Here is a 17,456-nt window from a genome sequence, read left to right as displayed (position 1 = left end):
TGCGTCATGAAGCCGGCTCGCAAGCGCGCGACAGCATCGCGTGCAGCAGCACGTTCGCGCCGGACTCGATCCACGCCGGCGTCGCGTCCTCGATCTCGTTGTGGCTGATGCCGTCGACACACGGCACGAACACCATCGACGTCGGTGCGACCTGCGCCAGATAGCATGCGTCGTGGCCCGCGCCCGACACGATGTCGCGATGCGAGTAGCCGAAGCGGTCGGCTGCGGCGCGCACGGCCGCCACGCAGGCCTGATCGAATGCGACCGGCTCGTAGTAGAAAATCTGCTCGAGCTCGGTTTCGAGCCCGATGTCGGCGGCGATGCGTGCGACGCCGTCGCGCAGCGCGGCGTCCATCTGCGCAAGCACGGCGTCGTCCGGATGCCGAAAGTCGACGGTGAAAAACACGCGGCCCGGGATCACGTTGCGCGAGTTCGGGTGGATCTGCATCATGCCGACCGTCGCACAACCGAACGGCGCGTGATCGAGACCGATCCGGTTCACCAGATCGACCACGCGCGACGCGCCGAGCAGCGCATCGCGGCGGCGCGGCATCGGCGTCGGGCCGGCATGCGCTTCCTGCCCGGTGAACGTGATCTCGTACCAGCGCTGCCCCTGCGCATCGGTCACGACGCCGATCGTCTTGCACTCCGCCTCGAGAATCGGTCCCTGCTCGATATGCAGCTCGAACGCCGCGTGCAACTTGCGCCCGCCGCACGGCACGTCGCCCGCATAGCCGATGCGCGCGAGCTCCTCGCCGATCGTCGTGCCGTCGACGTCCTTGCGCGACAGCCCGTATTCGAGCGGGAACACGCCCGCGAACACGCCCGACGCGACCATCGCCGGCGCGAAGCGCGACCCTTCTTCGTTGGTCCAGATCACGACCTCGACCGGATGCTCGGTCTCGATGCCATGATCGTTCAGACTGCGAATCACTTCGAGACCGCCCAGCACGCCGTAGATGCCGTCGAACCGGCCGCCCGTCGGCTGCGAATCCGCGTGCGAGCCGGTGACGACCGGTGCCGCATCGGCCACGCGGCCCGCGCGGCGCATGAACACGTTGCCCATCGTATCGACCGTCACCGTGCAGCCGGCGGCCTTCGCCCAGCCGACGATCAGGTCGCGCCCGGCCTTGTCGAGATCGGTCAACGCGAGGCGGCAGACGCCGCCCTTCGGCGTCGCGCCGATCTTCGCCATCTCCATCAGGCTGTCCCACAACCGCTTGCCGTCGACCTTGATCGACGTGTCGAATGCTGCCCGTTTCACTGTTTCCGATACCGCGTTCATTCGTATCGCTCCTGTGGGGTCGTCATGTCGTCATTCCGGTCGATGCCGGTGCACGCATTGCTTCTGTCGGGGCAAACCCGCACACGCAATGTGCATGTGCGCATCGTTCGCGTCATACGTCCGATCGAGCGGCGGAGACATTGGCACTCGATTCCGTCACGCGTCGAATCCTGTCCGATTGGACAGGTTTTAGACGATCAAAATGTGCAATGCAATGTCTTTCTTTCGCGGGTCTCACCGAGCGAGAAACGTGCCACCGCATCGCAGCATTGCGCGCGCTGCCGTGATGCAAGCACGTGCGCTCGACGCAAGCGAGCGGCTAGAATGAAGCCCAACGCGGCATGCACGCCGCGCGAGGGCAACGATGAGACATGACGAAGCGGACGCCGAGGCGACCGGCACCGACGAAACGCGCACGCCTTTGCGGCGACGCAAGGCACACATCCGCGAGTCCAACGAAGCGCATTTGCTGGCCTGTGCGGAAGCCGTATTCGCTGAGCGCGGGCTCGACGGCGCGAGCACCGCGATGATCGCCGAACGTGCGGGCCTGCCGAAGGCGAACCTGCATTACTACTTCCCGACCAAGCTCGCGCTGTATCGCCGCGTGCTCGACGATCTGTTCGAAGACTGGCACCACGCGGCCGGATCGTTCGAGGACGGCGACGATCCGGTGGAGGCGATCGCCAGCTACGTGCGCGCGAAGATGGATCTGTCGCGGCGGCGCCCGCTCGGCTCGAAGGTATGGGCCAACGAGATCATCCACGGTGCGACGCACATGCAGGACATCCTGTCGGAACGCGTGAAGCCGTGGTTCGACAAGCGCGTGGCCGTGGTCGAAGGCTGGATCGCGCGCGGCTTGCTTGCGCCGATCGATGCGCACGCGTTGCTGTACCTCGTGTGGGCGACCACGCAGCACTATGCGGATTTCGATGCGCAGATCCGCGCGCTGAGCGGCAAGCGTGCGTTCACGCAGAAGGGGTTCGACGAGAAGACCGAGCAGGTCGTGCAGCTCGTGATCCGCGCATGCGGCGCGGTGTCGCCGAACGCGAATGCGTAACGCGCTCGCGCCATCCCCGAAAGACAAAACGGGCGACGGGCACGACGCAGGAAGACCCTGCGCGCTGCCCGCCGCCCGCGTCGCGATACGGCGTGCCGGCCGTATCGCGCACGATGCGTTTGCGTCGTGCGTTTGCGTCGTGCGTTTGCGTCGTGCGTTTGCGTCAGGCGATGCGTTCGATCGCGATCGCCGTCGCCTCGCCGCCGCCGATACACAGCGACGCGACGCCGCGCTTCTGACCATACGCTTCGAGCGCGGCCAGCAGCGTCACCATCACGCGCGCGCCCGATGCGCCGATCGGATGTCCGAGCGCACACGCGCCGCCGTGCACGTTGACCTTGTCGTGCGGCAGGTCGAGATCGCGCATCGCGGCCATCGCGACCACCGCGAACGCTTCGTTGATCTCGAACAGATCGACGTCGCGCAGGTTCCAACCGGTTTTTTCCGACAGTTTGCGGATCGCACCGATCGGCGCCGTCGCAAACAGGCCCGGCTTGTTCGCGTAGGTCGAATGCCCGACGATCACGGCTTTCGGCGTGAGGCCGAGCCGTTCCGCTTCCGAGCGACGCATCATCACGAGCGCGGCCGCGCCGTCCGAGATCGACGACGCGTTCGCCGCCGTCACCGTGCCGCCTTCGCGGAACGCCGGCTTGAGCGTCGGAATCTTGTCGAGCTTCGCGTTGCCCGGCTGCTCGTCGATCGACACGACGGCTTCCGTCTTGCCGGCCTTCACCGTCACCGGTGCGATCTCCGACACGAAACGCCCTTGCGCGATCGCACGTTGCGCGCGCGTCAGCGACGCGATCGCAAAGGCGTCCTGCTCCTCGCGCGTGAACTGGTAGGCCTGCGCGCAATCCTCGGCGAAGGTGCCCATCAGCCGGCCCTTGTCGTACGCGTCCTCGAGCCCGTCGAGGAACATGTGGTCGAGCACCTGGCCGTGCCCCATGCGCATACCCGCGCGCGCCTTCGGCAGCAGGTACGGCGCATTCGTCATGCTCTCCATCCCGCCCGCGACGGCGACATCCGCCGAGCCCGCCAGCAGCAGGTCGTGCGCGAACATCGCGGCCTTCATACCCGAGCCGCACATCTTGTTGACCGTCGTCGCACCTGCACCCAGCGGCAGCCCTGCCTTCAGTGCGGCCTGCCGTGCGGGCGCCTGCCCCTGGCCGGCGGGCAGCACGCAGCCGAACACGATTTCATCGATGCGCTCGGCCGGTACGTTCGCGCGCTCGAGTGCCGCGCGGATCGCCACCGCGCCGAGGTCGCTCGCGCTGGCGGCGGCCAGGTCGCCCTGGAAACCGCCCATCGGCGTGCGTGCCGCTCCAACGATAACGATCGGATCCTGTGTCGTCATGATTGATTTCCTCCAGTGTCAGCGCGGTGCCATGCGCAGCGCGCCATCGAGACGGATGACTTCGCCGTTCAGCATCGTATTCTCGGCGATGTGGCGCACCAGCGCCGCAAATTCGTCCGGGCGGCCGAGCCGCGGCGGAAACGGCACGCTCTTGCCGAGCGCATCCTGCACGTCCTGCGGCATGCCGCTCATCATCGGCGTCGCGAAAATGCCCGGCGCGATCGTCACCACGCGAATGCCGAACCGCGCGAGTTCGCGCGCGATCGGCAGCGTCATGCCCACCACGCCGCTCTTCGATGCCGCATAGGCGGCCTGTCCGATCTGCCCGTCGAACGCCGCGACCGACGCGGTATTGACGATCACGCCGCGCTCGCCCTCCGCGTTCGCGTCCTGCTTCGACATCGCGTCGGCCGCCAGCCGGATCATGTTGAACGTGCCGATCAGGTTGATCGACACCGCGCGCGCGAAGCGGTCGAGCGAATGCGGACCTTCGCGGCCGACGACCTTCTCGCCCGGCGCGACGCCAGCACAATTCACGAGCGCATCGATCCGGCCGAACGCGTCGCGCGCGGCGGCGACGGCCGCCTGACCTTCGGCGTCGCTCGTCACGTCGGTCTTCACGAAGCGCGCGGCCGCGCCAAGCTCATGCGCGAGGCTCGCGCCGGCGTCTTCATTGACGTCCAGCAGCACCGCGTTGCCACCTTCGGCGACCACCATCCGCGCGACCGCGGCACCGAGGCCCGAACCGGCGCCCGTAATCAGAAAAACGCGATCCTTGATATTCATTCGCAGTCCATATTCAGTATTCAGGATTGAACGGCCTTCTCGGCTTCCATCTTGCGCAGCACGAAGCGCTGGATCTTGCCGCTCGGGGTTTTCGGCAGCGCGTCGACGAAGTCGATCGCGCGCGGATAGGCGTGCGCGGACAGCCGCCGCTTCACGTGCTGGCTCAGTTCGTCGGCTAGCGCGGGCGTGCCTTCGAAGCCCTTCGACAGCACGACGTACGCCTTGACGATCTCCGTGCGCTCCGGGTCCGGCACACCGATCACGGCAGCCTCGCTGACGGCCGGATGCTCGATCAGCGCGCTTTCCACGTCGAACGGGCCGATCCGGTAGCCGGACGACGTAATCACGTCGTCCGCGCGGCCGATGAAGCTCACGGTGCCGTCCGGTTCCAGCTCGACGTTGTCGCCGGTACGGTAGTAGCCGCCCGCGATCGCCGGTGTGTCCTGCTGCCAGTAGCCGTGGAACCACAGCAGCGGCGAGCGAGCGATGTCGATCGCGAGGTTGCCGGGCTCGCCGGGTCCGAGTTCGCGGCTTGCGTCGTCGAGCACCGCGACGCGATAGCCGGGCATCGCGAAGCCGGCCGATCCGGCGTGGACGACGTGCGCGAGCCCATGATGATTATTCACGACCATCCCGAGTTCGGTCTGGCCATAGTGATCGTAGATCGGCACACCGAGCGCCGCGTCGAACCAGCGCACGACTTCCGGATTCAGCGGCTCGCCCGCGCTGCTGACCACGCGCAGCACCCCTTTCAGGCGCGCCGCCGCGTCGGTGCCGGCCGCCATCAGCATCCGGTATGCGGTCGGCGAGCCGGCGAGGCTCGTGATGCCGAGCCGTTCGATCACGTCGTAGGTGCTGTCGACGGTGAAGCCGCCTTCGTACAGCGTCGTCGCATGGCCGAGCAGCAGCGGGCCGGTGATCGCGTAATAAAGACCGTAGGCCCAGCCCGGATCGGCGATGTTCCAGAAGCGATCGCCTTCGCGCAGGTCGACCGCGTCGCGCATGTACGCACCGAACGCGAGCAGCGCGCGCAGCGGCACCGGCACACCCTTCGGCAAGCCCGTCGTACCCGACGTCGACATCATCATGAACAGGTCGGTGCCCGTGCGCAGCACCGGTTCGAACGCGTCAGACTGCGCATCCAGCGCCGCGCGAAAATCGATGTCGCCGGCCGGCAGCGCGTCGCCGGGCTCGCGCACCGTGGCGACCCGGGGACAATCGGCGATCTCGTCGAGCTTCGCGCGATTCGCGACGTTGGTCACGACCAGCCGCGCGTCGCTCATGCGCAGCCGGTGCTCGATCGCCTTCGGGCCGAATGCGGTGAACAGCGGCTGATAGACGGCGCCCGCGCGCCACGTGCCGAGGATCGTCGCGACGAGCTCGGGCGTACGCGGCAACAGGCCGGCCACCACGTCGCCCGGCTTCACACCCTGCGCGACCAGCAGGTTCGCGACTCGCGCCGACAGCGCCTGCATCTGCGCGAACGTGAAGCTGCGGTGCTGGCCACCGGCGTCGATCCAGTCGAGCGCGATCGCGTTCGCGTCCGCCGCTGCATGCCGGTCGCAGCATTCGACGCATGCGTTCAGGCCCCGTTCCAGGTCCCCGTGCAACTGCGTTGCGGCAGTCTCGATACGGAAGCCGGCCACGGCGTCGGCGTAGGCCGGCACCACCCGGGCGTTTGCTCCATCACGCATGCGTGTCTCCTGTTCGTTATGACCGTCGGCGAACCGGCGGTATATCGATGATGGTAGACAGCCGTCACATTGCAATCAATGACAAACAGAATCTAGAATCGTGATCGCTTTTACCATGTCAGGAGGGCATGAAAAAATGGGGCCGCAGATGATCTCGCCGGATTTCGTCGACGATGCGCTCGAGAGCCTGCGCGGGCAACGGATTCCGGTCGGGCCCGTGCTGCGCGCCGCGGGCTTGCCGGATACCGTGCGCGAGCCCGTCACGCCGCAACAGTACGGCCGGCTGTGGCTCGCGATCGCTGCCACGATCGATGACGAATTCTTCGGGCTCGCCGCCCGCCCGATGCGGCGCGGCAGCTTCACGCTGCTCTGCCACGCCGTGCTGCATGCGGGCACGCTCGAACAGGCGCTGCGGCGCGCGCTCCAGTTCCTGCGCGTGGTGCTCGACGAGCCGCACGGCGAACTCGTCGTCGCCGACGGGCGGGCGCAGATCGTCCTGACACAATCGGGTGCGCCGTATTCGGCGTTCGCTTACCGGACGTTCTGGCTGATCCTGCTTGGCGTCGCATGCTGGCTGATCGGGCGCCGCATTCCGCTGCAGCGCATCGATTTCGCGTGCCCGAGCCCCGATCAGCGCAGCGATTACCACCAGTTCTTCGGCGTGCCGGTGCATTTCGACCGCCCCGACAGCCGGCTCGCCTTCAACGCCGCGTATCTCGCACTGCCGACGATCCGCTCCGCGCAGGCGCTACGGACGTTCCTGCGCGGCGCGCCCGGCAATCTGCTGGTCCGCTATCGGCACGACACCGGCTGGGTCGCGAAGACACGTGCGCACCTGAAGGCGCGGCCGGCCGCAGAGTGGCCGGATTTCGATACGTTGGCCGTACGCCTCGGCACGACGCCCGCGACGCTGCGGCGACGTTTGCGCAGCGAAGGGCAGAGCTTCGCGTCGATCAAGGACGAACTGCGCGGCGCGCTCGCCCAGTCGCTGCTGCGCGGGCACACGCTCAGCGTCGCGGAAATCGCGGCCGAACTCGGTTTCACCGAGCCCAGCGCGTTTCATCGCGCGTTCCGGAAATGGACGGGCACGAGCCCGGGCGCGTTTCGCCGCGACGTCAATGCGGCGCAGCCGGAGCATTGACGCGCGGTGCCGGTTGGTCAGCGCGACATGCCGTCGACGCTCGGCGCAACCTCGTGCATCGGTCGCGAGAACAGCTTGCAACCCGCGTAGTAGACGAGCGACGTCAACGACAGCCCGACGATCCACGAGATGTCCGCACCGCCCAGCCGGTTTGCCAGCTCCCCGGTATAGAGATCGGTCGCCATGAACGGCGCCTGTGCGACGATGCCGATCAAATACGACCCGACCGCAATCGCGTTGAAGCGCCCGTAGATGCCGCCGTCCTGCCGGAAGAACGAATCGACGTCGTATTCCCCGTGGCAGACGAGGTAGTAATCGACGAGATTGATGGCCGTCCACGGCACGAGCACGTACAGCAGCAGAAGGATGAAGTTCGTATAGCCGGCCAGGAAATTGTTCTGCCCGAACAGCGCGATCACGAGTGCGATGCAGCACAGCACGATCGCCGTGATCGCCCGTGCGCGGGCCCGGCCCGACCACGACGGAAAGAGCGTCTGCAATACGGTGATCGCCGACAGCGCGCCGCAATACAGCTCCATCGCGTTGCTGGCCGCGATGCCGAACGACAGCACGACGATCACGAGCACGCTGATGCCCTGCGTGAGGCCCGTGAGGCCGTTCACGACGTTGCCGTCTGGCGTGGCGAGGCCCACCAGGCAGCCGAGCAGCATCGGGAAGAACGACCCGAGCACGCAGCCCCAGTAGCTCGACCAGAACGCGGTGCGCGGCCCGGTATCCGGCGGCAGGTAGCGCGAGTAGTCGGACACGTACGGCGCATACGCGATCTGCCACAGCGCGGCCACCGACATCGAGCCGAGAAAGCCCGACAGGTTCAGCGAATGCTTCGAAAACGTATCGCCCGGCAGTCCATGCACGAAGAGGATCCACACGAATGCAAGCACGAGCACGGTGCCCGAACACCAGCTCAGCAGCCGTGCATACGCGTGGATCAGCTTGTACCCGTAGATCGATCCAATCAGGCTGATCAGGCCGATCGCCACCACACCCGCGTCGAGCGGGATCCCTGGGCTGAGACTGTGCAGCGCTTGCCCGCCGAACACGCAGTTCGACGCGAAGAAGCCGACGTACATCACGACGACCAGCGCGACCACCAGCAACGCACCGAACGAACCGAACTGCCCTCGTGTCTGGATCATCTGCGGTACGCCGAGCTGCGGCCCCTGTGCGGAGTGCAGCGCCATGAATATCGCGCCGATCAGGCTGCCGACGAGCGTCGCGAGCGCCGCCCACCAGAATGGCTGCTTGAACACCGTCGTCGCGAGCGATCCGGTGACGATCGTCAGCATCATGATGTTCGAACCGAACCAGATCGTGAACAGGTCCTTCGCGCTGCCGTGCCGCTCGGTCAGCGGAATCTGCTGGATCGTACTTTCCTCGAGATGAGCAATGGACTCGCCCTGACTCATTTCGTCTCCTTGTCTCTGTTGTGATGTTCGTTGGCTTGCGGTCGATCGGATCAAGTCAGTTGCACAAGCAACGGGGGCGTTCTTCCGCATGTACGGGAAACGTCGCCTCCATGCGCGACATATTCAATTCGCATTCCTACATAACATCGGGACGAACACCCGACGTCGATGCGCTTGCTACCCTCAATCGATCCGATCGGGTTCGCTTCGGATCGCCACTTGCCGAATCACGCGCAATCGTGCGGCCTCGGAAGCGGCGTCCGTCGCGAGGCGCGATTCCGCACATCCTGCACCGAGCGGAAATCGCGTCGCACGCTCGGTCAGCAGTCGATCCCGAGTACCTCCCTGGCGGTTGCATCCACCGCCTTGCGCATCGTGCCGACCAGTTCGTCGATTTGCGCATGGTCGATCACGAGCGGCGGCGCAACGATCAGACGGCCGTTCGTCGAACGCACGATCGCACCGAGTTCGAACCCGACCGTCCGGCTGTGCCAGGTCAGATCGGCCTCGTTTGCGAAGCGCTCGCGCGTCGCCTTGTTCTTCGCGAACTGGATGGCACCGACCGCGCCCGCGCCCTGGATTTCTCCGACGAGCGGATGGCCGTCGAACGCTTCGCGCAACGCCTGCTGCAGGTACGGGCCCGTATCCGTCTTCGTCCGCTCGACGAGACGCTCGCGCTCGAGCACGTCGAGGTTGGCCAGCGCGACGGCGGCCGCGACCGGGTGTCCCGAATAGGTCAGCCCGTGTGCATAGACACCACCCTTCTCGACCAGCGCATCGCCGACGCGCCGGCTCATGACTAGGCCGCCCATCGGCACGTAGCCCGACGTCAGCCCCTTCGCCATGCAGATCAGGTCCGGCTCGAAGCCGAAGTGGCGATGTGCAAACCATTCGCCGGTACGGCCGAAGCCGCCGATCACTTCGTCCGCGCACAGCAGCACGTCGTATTGACGGCAGATGCGTTCGATCTCCTGCCAGTAGCCGTCCGGCGGGAAGATCATGCCGCCTGCGCCCTGGAACGGCTCCGCGACGAACGCGGCGACACGATCCGCGCCGATCTCGAGGATCTTGCGTTCGAGCGACAGCGCCGCCTGCTTGCCGAATGCCTCGGGGCTCAGGTCGCCGCCGTTCGCGTACCAGTACGGCTCGTCGACGTGCGTGATGTTCGGAATCGGCAAATCGCCCATCTCGTGCATGAACGCCATGCCGCCCAGCGACGCGCTGCCGACCGTCGAGCCGTGATAGCCGTTCACACGGCCGATCAGCACCTTCTTCTCGGGTTTGCCCATCACGTCCCAGAAGCGGCGCACGGTTCGAATCAGCACTTCATTCGATTCGGAACCCGAATTGGTGTAGACGACATGACTGAAGCGATTGCCGAGCAGTGCAAAGAGCCGCTCCGACAGTTCGATCACCGACGGATGCGTCGTATGAAAGAACATGTTGTAGTACGACAGTTCCTTCATCTGCCGCGCGGCCGCGTCGATCAGCTCCGGCCGGCCATAGCCGACGTTGGTGCACCACAACCCCGACATCCCGTCGAGATAGCGGTTGCCGTCGTTGTCCCACAGATAGACGCCTTCGCCGCGCACCATCACGCGCGCGCCTTCCTGGTTCAGCGCCTTCTGGTCGACGAACGCATGCAGGTGATGCGCGGCGTCGCTGCGTTGATAGTCCTGGGTCGTGCGGTGCGGAAAGTTGGGCGCATTCATGTGCGAGTCTCCGGTTTCATTGTGTGAATCAAGGGGAGGGTGCGCTGCCGGCGCAGCAGACTTCCTCGGCTCGGCAGCGGTGTGAGGTGATGCGAATCGCCGCACTGGATCAGTAACTGATCCAGGTCGTCTTGAGTCCCGTGTACTTGTCGATCGCATGCAGCGACAAGTCGCGACCGAAACCCGACTGGCGGAACCCGCCGAATGGCGTCTGCGCGCTCAATGCGTCGACGGTATTGACGGACACGGTGCCGGCACGCAGGCGGCCCGACACGCGATGCGCGCGCGACAGGCTGCCGGTCCACACCGACGCGGCAAGCCCGTAGATCGAGTCGTTCGCGAGACGCACCGCTTCGTCCTCGGTATCAAATGAAATCACCGACAGGACGGGCCCGAAGATCTCGTCGCGCGCGATCGGGTCGCCATGCTTCACGTCGATGAAGATCGTCGGCTCGACGAAGTAGCCTTTGCCATCGATGCGCGGCGCGCCTCCGCCGATCACGAGCGTTGCGCTCTTGCGGCCACGCTCGATCCAGTCGCACACGCGACGATGCTGGTGTTCGTCGACGATTGCGCCCATGCCGCTTGCCGGATCCAGCGGATCGCCCGGCATGAACGCGGCGGCATGCGCAATCAGCCTGTCAACGAACGCATCGTGAATCGAGCGCTGCACCAGCAGCCGCGCATTCGCGGAGCACACTTCGCCCTGATTGAAGAAAATGCCGAAGCAGGCCTTGCGGGCCGCGAGATCGAGATCGTCCGTATCGTCGAAGACCAGATTCGGGCTCTTGCCGCCGCATTCCAGCCATACCTGTTTCATGTTCGACTGCGCGGCGTACTCGAGGAATTTCTTGCCCACGGCCGTCGATCCCGTGAACGCGAGCACGTCGACGTCGGGATGCAGGCCGAGCGCCCGCCCGGCGGTCTCGCCGTACCCCGGCACGACGTTCAGGACACCCGGCGGCAAGCCGGCCTCGAGCGCGAGTTCCGCGAGACGCAGCGCGGACAACGGCGATTGTTCGGCCGGCTTCAGCACGACACTGTTGCCGGCCGCCAGCGCAGGCGCCACCTTCCACGCGACCATGTCGAGCGGGAAATTCCACGGCACCACCGCACCGACGACACCGAGCGGCTCGCGCGTGACGATCGCGAGATTACCGGGATCGGTGGAAGCGACCTCGCCGTTCAGCTTGTCGACGGCTTCGCCGTACCAGCTGAAGAGCCCACCAGCAGCCGGCACGTCGATGCTGATTGCATCCGCGACACGCTTGCCCATGTTGAGCGAATCGAGCAGCGCGAGTTCCACGCCATGCGCGACGATCAATTCGCCAAGCCGGCACAGCACACGCTTGCGTTCGGCCGGCGCGCAACGCGACCACACGCCCGATTCGAATGCTTCACGGGCCGCACGCACGGCATCGTCGATATCCGCCGCGTCGCACGACGCGACTTCCGCGATGACGGCTTCCGTGGCCGGATTGATTGCGGCGAACGTGTGGCCGCTTCGGGCAGGCACGTTGCGGCCGGCGATATGCGCGAGCGTTCGCGGCGTCATCTGTGCGGCGAGTTGTCTCCAGTCCGCGTGCCGATAGTTTTCTGTTGAAGTTGGGTTCATTCAAGACTCCGTTGTGACGACCAGGCGCTTGTGCGTTGTTCTCCGCCTGGACTCGACCCGACGAAAGACGCCAGCGGGCACGACCTATGTCGCTGACCGCCGTGAGTCGCGGCAGTCGTCCGGTTGTCAAACTGTCGGCCATCAAAAAGAGATTTGAAAGAACAGTTTTTCTTCTCATTGAAGAGGTTATTTCTATTTATTCGACCGTCGTGCAGGCGGTCTTTCTGTGACTTCGCGATCGTTGAGTGGTTTGTTTGGGTTCGATCGTTTCGAGGTTCGACGGCGACGGACGGCGCGACTCGCGGCGCCGAATACCGGCGCGGCGTTGCGCGTCGTCCGGTGCGGCCACATACTGGTCGGCCCATACGAACAAGGCTGCGTTGACCTGCCCCCTTCAAACCGGGCCAGCCGGAGTCTAGTAAAGTTCGTTTTCGGAGAAGAAGACGAACATGAAGAAGCGCTTTACGGAACAGCAAATCATAGGGTTTCTGAAGGAAGCTGAAGCCGGCATGCCGGTCAAGGAACTGTGCAGGCAGCACGGGTTCAGTGACGCGTCGTTCTACACGTGGCGCGCAAAGTTCGGCGGCATGGAAGTCTCGGAAGCCCGCCGGCTCAAGGACCTCGAGGTGGAGAATGCCCGGCTGAAGAAACTGCTGGCCGAAGCAATGCTCGATATGGAAGCGTTGAAGGTCGTCGTCAAGGGAAAGCCCTGAGCCCGCAAGCCAAACGCGAAGCAGTGTCGGCGATTCGGGAGAAGGTCAACATCTCCGAGCGCCGCGCCTGCCGGCTTGTCGGGCTTTCTCGCAGCGTGCTGCATTACGACGCGAAGCCGGACCACGAGAATGAGGTGCTCGCGGCGCGTCTGGTGGAGTTGGCGCACGAACGTCGTCGATTCGGCTACCGTCGACTGCACGCCCTGGTGGAGCGCGAAGGCACGCACGCCAATCACAAGCGCATCTATCGCCTGTACCGTGAGGCAGGGCTGGCTGTGCGGCGCCGTCGCAAGCGCCAGGGCGTCATGATTGAGCGCGAGCAACTGGCATTGCCGGGCGCGCCCAACGAGGTGTGGTCAATCGATTTCGTGATGGATGCGCTTTCCAACGGCCGGCGCGTGAAGTGCCTGACCGTCGTCGACGACTTCACGAAAGAGGCTGTCGACATCGTCGTCGACCACGGCATCTCAGGTTTGTATGTCGCTCGGGCATTGGACCGTGCAGCTCGCTTCCGTGGCTATCCCAAGGCGGTGCGAACCGACCAGGGACCCGAATTTACGAGCCGCGCGCTTGACCAGTGGGCGTATGCGAACGGCGTCACGCTGAAGTTGATTCAGGCGGGCAAGCCAACGCAGAATGCGTACATCGAATCGTTCAACGGCAAGTTCCGCGACGAATGCCTTAACGAGCACTGGTTCACGACGCTCGCGCACGCTCGGGCAGTCATCGCGGCATGGCGTCAGGACTTCAACGAGCAAAGGCCGCACAGCGCACTGAACTACCTTGCGCCGTCAGAGTTTGCGGCGAAACATCGGGCAACCGCGGATGCTCCTGCCGCTTTCCAGGAACTGGTTTAAAGGGACTTTGCTAGAAGCCCATTGGCCCGATTGAAGGGGGCAGGTCAGGCTCGCACCGGCATGCGATCGATCAGCCAAAGCAATCTGCCACCGCCCGCCTGCATTTCCGTCGCTCAAATGCAAAAACCCCCGCCTAGTCGGGCGGGGGTTTCTGGCTTAGGGAGCCTGACGATTACCTACTTTCACACGGGAATCCGCACTATCATCGGCGTAGAGTCGTTTCACGGTCCTGTTCGGGATGGGAAGGGGTGGGACCGACTCGCTATGGTCATCAGGCAAAGAGGGTTGTTCTGCTGGCGCGGCCAACAGAACCAATCTGGGAAGAAGCAGTAATTTAGGTTGTGTGTATCACACACGAGAATCCAACATGTCGCGCTGGATCGCAGCCGGTGCTTGCGCACGGCGCCGATCTACAAGGCAGACTTGTTATAGGATCAAGCCTTACGGGCAATTAGTATCAGTTAGCTGAACGCATTACTGCGCTTACACACCTGACCTATCAACGTCCTGGTCTCGAACGACCCTTCAAGGGGATCTAGTCCCCAGGGATATCTCATCTTAAGGCGAGTTTCCCGCTTAGATGCTTTCAGCGGTTATCTCTTCCGAACATAGCTACCCGGCGATGCCACTGGCGTGACAACCGGTACACCAGAGGTTCGTCCACTCCGGTCCTCTCGTACTAGGAGCAGCCCCCTTCAAATATCCAACGCCCACGGCAGATAGGGACCAAACTGTCTCACGACGTTTTAAACCCAGCTCACGTACCTCTTTAAATGGCGAACAGCCATACCCTTGGGACCGGCTACAGCCCCAGGATGAGATGAGCCGACATCGAGGTGCCAAACACCGCCGTCGATATGAACTCTTGGGCGGTATCAGCCTGTTATCCCCAGAGTACCTTTTATCCGTTGAGCGATGGCCCTTCCATACAGAACCACCGGATCACTATGACCTGCTTTCGCACCTGCTCGACTTGTCGGTCTCGCAGTTAAGCACGCTTATGCCATTGCACTATCAGCACGATTTCCGACCGTACCTAGCGTACCTTCGTACTCCTCCGTTACGCTTTGGGAGGAGACCGCCCCAGTCAAACTGCCTACCATGCACTGTCCCCGACCCGGATCACGGGCCAAGGTTAGAACCTCAAACAAACCAGGGTGGTATTTCAAGGACGGCTCCACCGAAACTAGCGTTCCGGTTTCATAGCCTCCCACCTATCCTACACAGATCGGTTCAAAGTCCAATGCAAAGCTACAGTAAAGGTTCATGGGGTCTTTCCGTCTAGCCGCGGGTAGATTGCATCATCACAAACACTTCAACTTCGCTGAGTCTCGGGAGGAGACAGTGTGGCCATCGTTACGCCATTCGTGCAGGTCGGAACTTACCCGACAAGGAATTTCGCTACCTTAGGACCGTTATAGTTACGGCCGCCGTTTACCGGGACTTCAATCAAGAGCTTGCACCCCATCATTTAATCTTCCGGCACCGGGCAGGCGTCACACCCTATACGTCCACTTTCGTGTTTGCAGAGTGCTGTGTTTTTATTAAACAGTCGCAGCCACCAGTTTATTGCAACCCCTTCACCCTTTGCGCGCAGGCGCATCAAGCTACAAGGGCGTACCTTATCCCGAAGTTACGGTACCAATTTGCCGAGTTCCTTCTCCCGAGTTCTCTCAAGCGCCTTAGAATACTCATCTCGCCCACCTGTGTCGGTTTGCGGTACGGTCATCGTTAGACTGAAGCTTAGAGGCTTTTCTTGGAACCACTTCCAATTGCTTCGCTCCCTAAGGAGCTCGCGCCACACCCTTGAATCCTGCGCCCGGATTTGCCTAAGCGCCTTCTCCAATGCAGCGACCGGGACTTCCAACACCCGGACAACCTTCCGCGATCCGTCCCCCCATCGCATCTAACAATGGTGCAGGAATATTGACCTGCTTCCCATCAGCTACGCATTTCTGCCTCGCCTTAGGGGCCGACTCACCCTACGCCGATGAACGTTGCGTAGGAAACCTTGGGCTTACGGCGAGGGGGCCTTTCACCCCCTTTATCGCTACTCATGTCAGCATTCGCACTTCCGATACCTCCAGCACGCTTTTCAACGCACCTTCGCAGGCTTACGGAACGCTCTCCTACCATGCGAGCAAAGCTCGCATCCGCAGCTTCGGTATATAGCTTAGCCCCGTTACATCTTCCGCGCAGGACGACTCGATCAGTGAGCTATTACGCTTTCTTTAAAGGGTGGCTGCTTCTAAGCCAACCTCCTGACTGTTTTAGCCTTCCCACTTCGTTTCCCACTTAGCTATATTTGGGGACCTTAGCTGGCGGTCTGGGTTGTTTCCCTCTTGACACCGGACGTTAGCACCCGATGTCTGTCTCCCGTGATTGCACTCTTCGGTATTCGGAGTTTGCTATGGCGGGGTAATCTGCAATAGACCCCCCAACCATGACAGTGCTCTACCCCCGAAGGTGAGACACGAGGCACTACCTAAATAGTTTTCGGAGAGAACCAGCTATTTCCAAGTTTGTTTAGCCTTTCACCCCTATCCACAGCTCATCCCCTAACTTTTCAACGTTAGTGGGTTCGGACCTCCAGTACGTGTTACCGCACCTTCATCCTGGCCATGGATAGATCACTTGGTTTCGGGTCTACGCCCAGCAACTGAACGCCCTATTCGGACTCGCTTTCGCTACGCCTGCCCTATACGGTTAAGCTTGCTACTGAACGTAAGTCGCTGACCCATTATACAAAAGGTACGCCGTCACCCCTTGCGAGGCTCCGACTGTTTGTATGCATGCGGTTTCAGGATCTATTTCACTCCCCTCCCGGGGTTCTTTTCGCCTTTCCCTCACGGTACTGGTTCACTATCGGTCGATCACGAGTATTTAGCCTTGGAGGATGGTCCCCCCATCTTCAGACAGGATTTCACGTGTCCCGCCCTACTTGTCGCACACCTAGTTCTTTCATACTGTTTTCGCCTACAGGGCTATCACCTGCTATGGCCGCACTTTCCAGAGCGTTCGGCTAACAATACAAATAAAGAGTGCAAGGCTCATCCCATTTCGCTCGCCACTACTTTGGGAATCTCGGTTGATTTCTTTTCCTGCGGTTACTTAGATGTTTCAGTTCACCGCGTTCGCTTCGCATGGCCTATGTATTCAGCCATGGATACTCCAAAAGGAGTGGGTTTCCCCATTCGGACATCTACGGATCAAAGCTCGTTTGCCAGCTCCCCGTAGCTTTTCGCAGGCTACCGCGTCCTTCATCGCCTGTGATCGCCAAGGCATCCACCACATGCACTTGTTCGCTTGACCCTATAACGAGTCTGTCTCATCGACAGTCGTTACAGGTTGAGTTCTCGCGTTGTGCCGTATTCCAATTGAGTCAAACATAGAGTTCGAATCATCTTGAGATACATCGATACAATCACAACCCGGATAACTTCCACGTCCATCTCAAGACGCTTCCGCTATCCAAATTACTTACTTCTTCCAGATTGTTAAAGAACGACAGCCGATACGTAAGACGTATCACTCTGACTGGCTCAATCGCCAATGACAAAGACTCGAACAACGCTTCGTTCGAATGCTTGTCATTGAAGATTGGTGGAGGCAGACGGGATCGAACCGACGACCCCCTGCTTGCAAAGCAGGTGCTCTCCCAGCTGAGCTATGCCCCCATTTGAGTACAGATACCCTCAGGTGTGTTACCGCCAGACAATGGTGGGTCTGGTTGGATTCGAACCAACGACCCCCGCCTTATCAAGACGGTGCTCTAACCGACTGAGCTACAGACCCCTGAGTCTGTCTTTAATTTA

11 protein-coding genes, 2 tRNA genes and 2 rRNA genes are annotated in these 17,456 nt (G+C 62.6%); 4 read left to right on the top strand and 11 right to left on the bottom strand.

Features of this window, described 5'->3' with window-relative positions; genetic code table 11:
- Nucleotides 1-4 precede the first annotated feature (4 nt).
- Nucleotides 5-1,285 (bottom strand): Zn-dependent hydrolase, encoded by a 1,281-nt coding sequence (locus J7024_RS02750; RefSeq protein ID WP_175770498.1) that lies wholly within the window; start codon nucleotides 1,283-1,285, stop codon nucleotides 5-7.
- A gap of 364 nt (nucleotides 1,286-1,649) precedes the next feature.
- Here J7024_RS02750 and J7024_RS02745 point away from each other — a divergent pair, with 364 nt between their 5' ends.
- Nucleotides 1,650-2,342 (top strand): TetR/AcrR family transcriptional regulator, encoded by a 693-nt coding sequence (locus J7024_RS02745; RefSeq protein ID WP_124897347.1) that lies wholly within the window; start codon nucleotides 1,650-1,652, stop codon nucleotides 2,340-2,342.
- 163 nt (nucleotides 2,343-2,505) lie between these two features.
- Here the strand turns inward: J7024_RS02745 and J7024_RS02740 are convergent, their stop codons facing one another.
- The 3 genes from J7024_RS02740 to J7024_RS02730 are packed head-to-tail and all read right to left on the bottom strand — an operon-like array spanning nucleotide 2,506 to nucleotide 6,176.
- Entirely contained in the window at nucleotides 2,506-3,696 is a 1,191-nt protein-coding gene (locus J7024_RS02740) for an acetyl-CoA C-acetyltransferase (RefSeq protein WP_124897346.1), read from the bottom strand.
- 18 nt (nucleotides 3,697-3,714) lie between these two features.
- Complete coding sequence (locus J7024_RS02735; protein ID WP_175751399.1) at nucleotides 3,715-4,482, bottom strand: 3-hydroxyacyl-CoA dehydrogenase; 768 nt, start codon at nucleotides 4,480-4,482, stop codon at nucleotides 3,715-3,717.
- Between the two features lie 20 nt (nucleotides 4,483-4,502).
- Nucleotides 4,503-6,176 (bottom strand): acyl-CoA synthetase, encoded by a 1,674-nt coding sequence (locus J7024_RS02730; RefSeq protein WP_124897344.1) that lies wholly within the window; start codon nucleotides 6,174-6,176, stop codon nucleotides 4,503-4,505.
- A 136-nt stretch (nucleotides 6,177-6,312) separates the two neighbouring features.
- On the opposite strand from J7024_RS02730, the gene J7024_RS02725 reads away from it, so the two are divergent.
- On the top strand, nucleotides 6,313-7,317 hold the full coding sequence (locus tag J7024_RS02725; RefSeq protein WP_124897343.1) for an AraC family transcriptional regulator: 1,005 nt from the start codon (nucleotides 6,313-6,315) through the stop codon (nucleotides 7,315-7,317).
- A gap of 17 nt (nucleotides 7,318-7,334) precedes the next feature.
- Here J7024_RS02725 and J7024_RS02720 read toward each other — a convergent pair whose 3' ends face one another.
- The 3 genes from J7024_RS02720 to J7024_RS02710 form a co-directional block, all read right to left on the bottom strand.
- A complete protein-coding gene (locus J7024_RS02720) occupies nucleotides 7,335-8,744 on the bottom strand; it encodes a purine-cytosine permease family protein (RefSeq protein WP_124897342.1) in 1,410 nt (469 codons plus the stop codon).
- Between the two features lie 320 nt (nucleotides 8,745-9,064).
- Nucleotides 9,065-10,456 carry an aspartate aminotransferase family protein gene (locus J7024_RS02715; RefSeq protein ID WP_124897341.1) on the bottom strand — a complete coding sequence of 464 codons (1,392 nt, stop codon included), beginning with the start codon at nucleotides 10,454-10,456 and terminating at the stop codon, nucleotides 9,065-9,067.
- Nucleotides 10,457-10,565: 109 nt separating this feature from the next.
- A complete protein-coding gene (locus J7024_RS02710) occupies nucleotides 10,566-12,071 on the bottom strand; it encodes an aldehyde dehydrogenase (RefSeq protein ID WP_124897340.1) in 1,506 nt (501 codons plus the stop codon).
- A gap of 86 nt (nucleotides 12,072-12,157) precedes the next feature.
- Between J7024_RS02710 and J7024_RS02705 the strand changes: the two genes are divergently transcribed.
- Complete coding sequence (locus J7024_RS02705; protein ID WP_175751403.1) at nucleotides 12,158-12,301, top strand: hypothetical protein; 144 nt, start codon at nucleotides 12,158-12,160, stop codon at nucleotides 12,299-12,301.
- Between the two features lie 219 nt (nucleotides 12,302-12,520).
- Nucleotides 12,521-13,641, top strand: a protein-coding gene (locus tag J7024_RS02700; RefSeq protein WP_199568652.1) for an IS3-like element IS407 family transposase whose coding sequence is annotated in 2 segments (ribosomal slippage) — nucleotides 12,521-12,779 and nucleotides 12,779-13,641 — 1,122 coding nt in all. Because the reading frame shifts where the segments join, the coding sequence is not laid out codon by codon here.
- 163 nt (nucleotides 13,642-13,804) lie between these two features.
- Here J7024_RS02700 and rrf read toward each other — a convergent pair.
- From rrf to J7024_RS02680, 4 genes are all read right to left on the bottom strand, one after another.
- A 5S ribosomal RNA gene (gene rrf / locus J7024_RS02695) occupies nucleotides 13,805-13,917 on the bottom strand.
- 154 nt (nucleotides 13,918-14,071) lie between these two features.
- Nucleotides 14,072-16,953, bottom strand: a 23S ribosomal RNA gene (locus J7024_RS02690).
- Between the two features lie 289 nt (nucleotides 16,954-17,242).
- Nucleotides 17,243-17,318 (bottom strand) — tRNA-Ala (locus tag J7024_RS02685).
- Between the two features lie 41 nt (nucleotides 17,319-17,359).
- Nucleotides 17,360-17,436, bottom strand: a tRNA-Ile gene (locus J7024_RS02680).
- Nucleotides 17,437-17,456: the final 20 nt, after the last annotated feature.

This window comes from Burkholderia sp. WTPI3 (assembly GCF_021483755.1).
In the GTDB taxonomy this organism is placed as follows: domain Bacteria; phylum Pseudomonadota; class Gammaproteobacteria; order Burkholderiales; family Burkholderiaceae; genus Burkholderia.
Note: the sequence above shows the minus strand (reverse complement) of the source record. Positions and strands in the feature narration are given on the sequence as shown.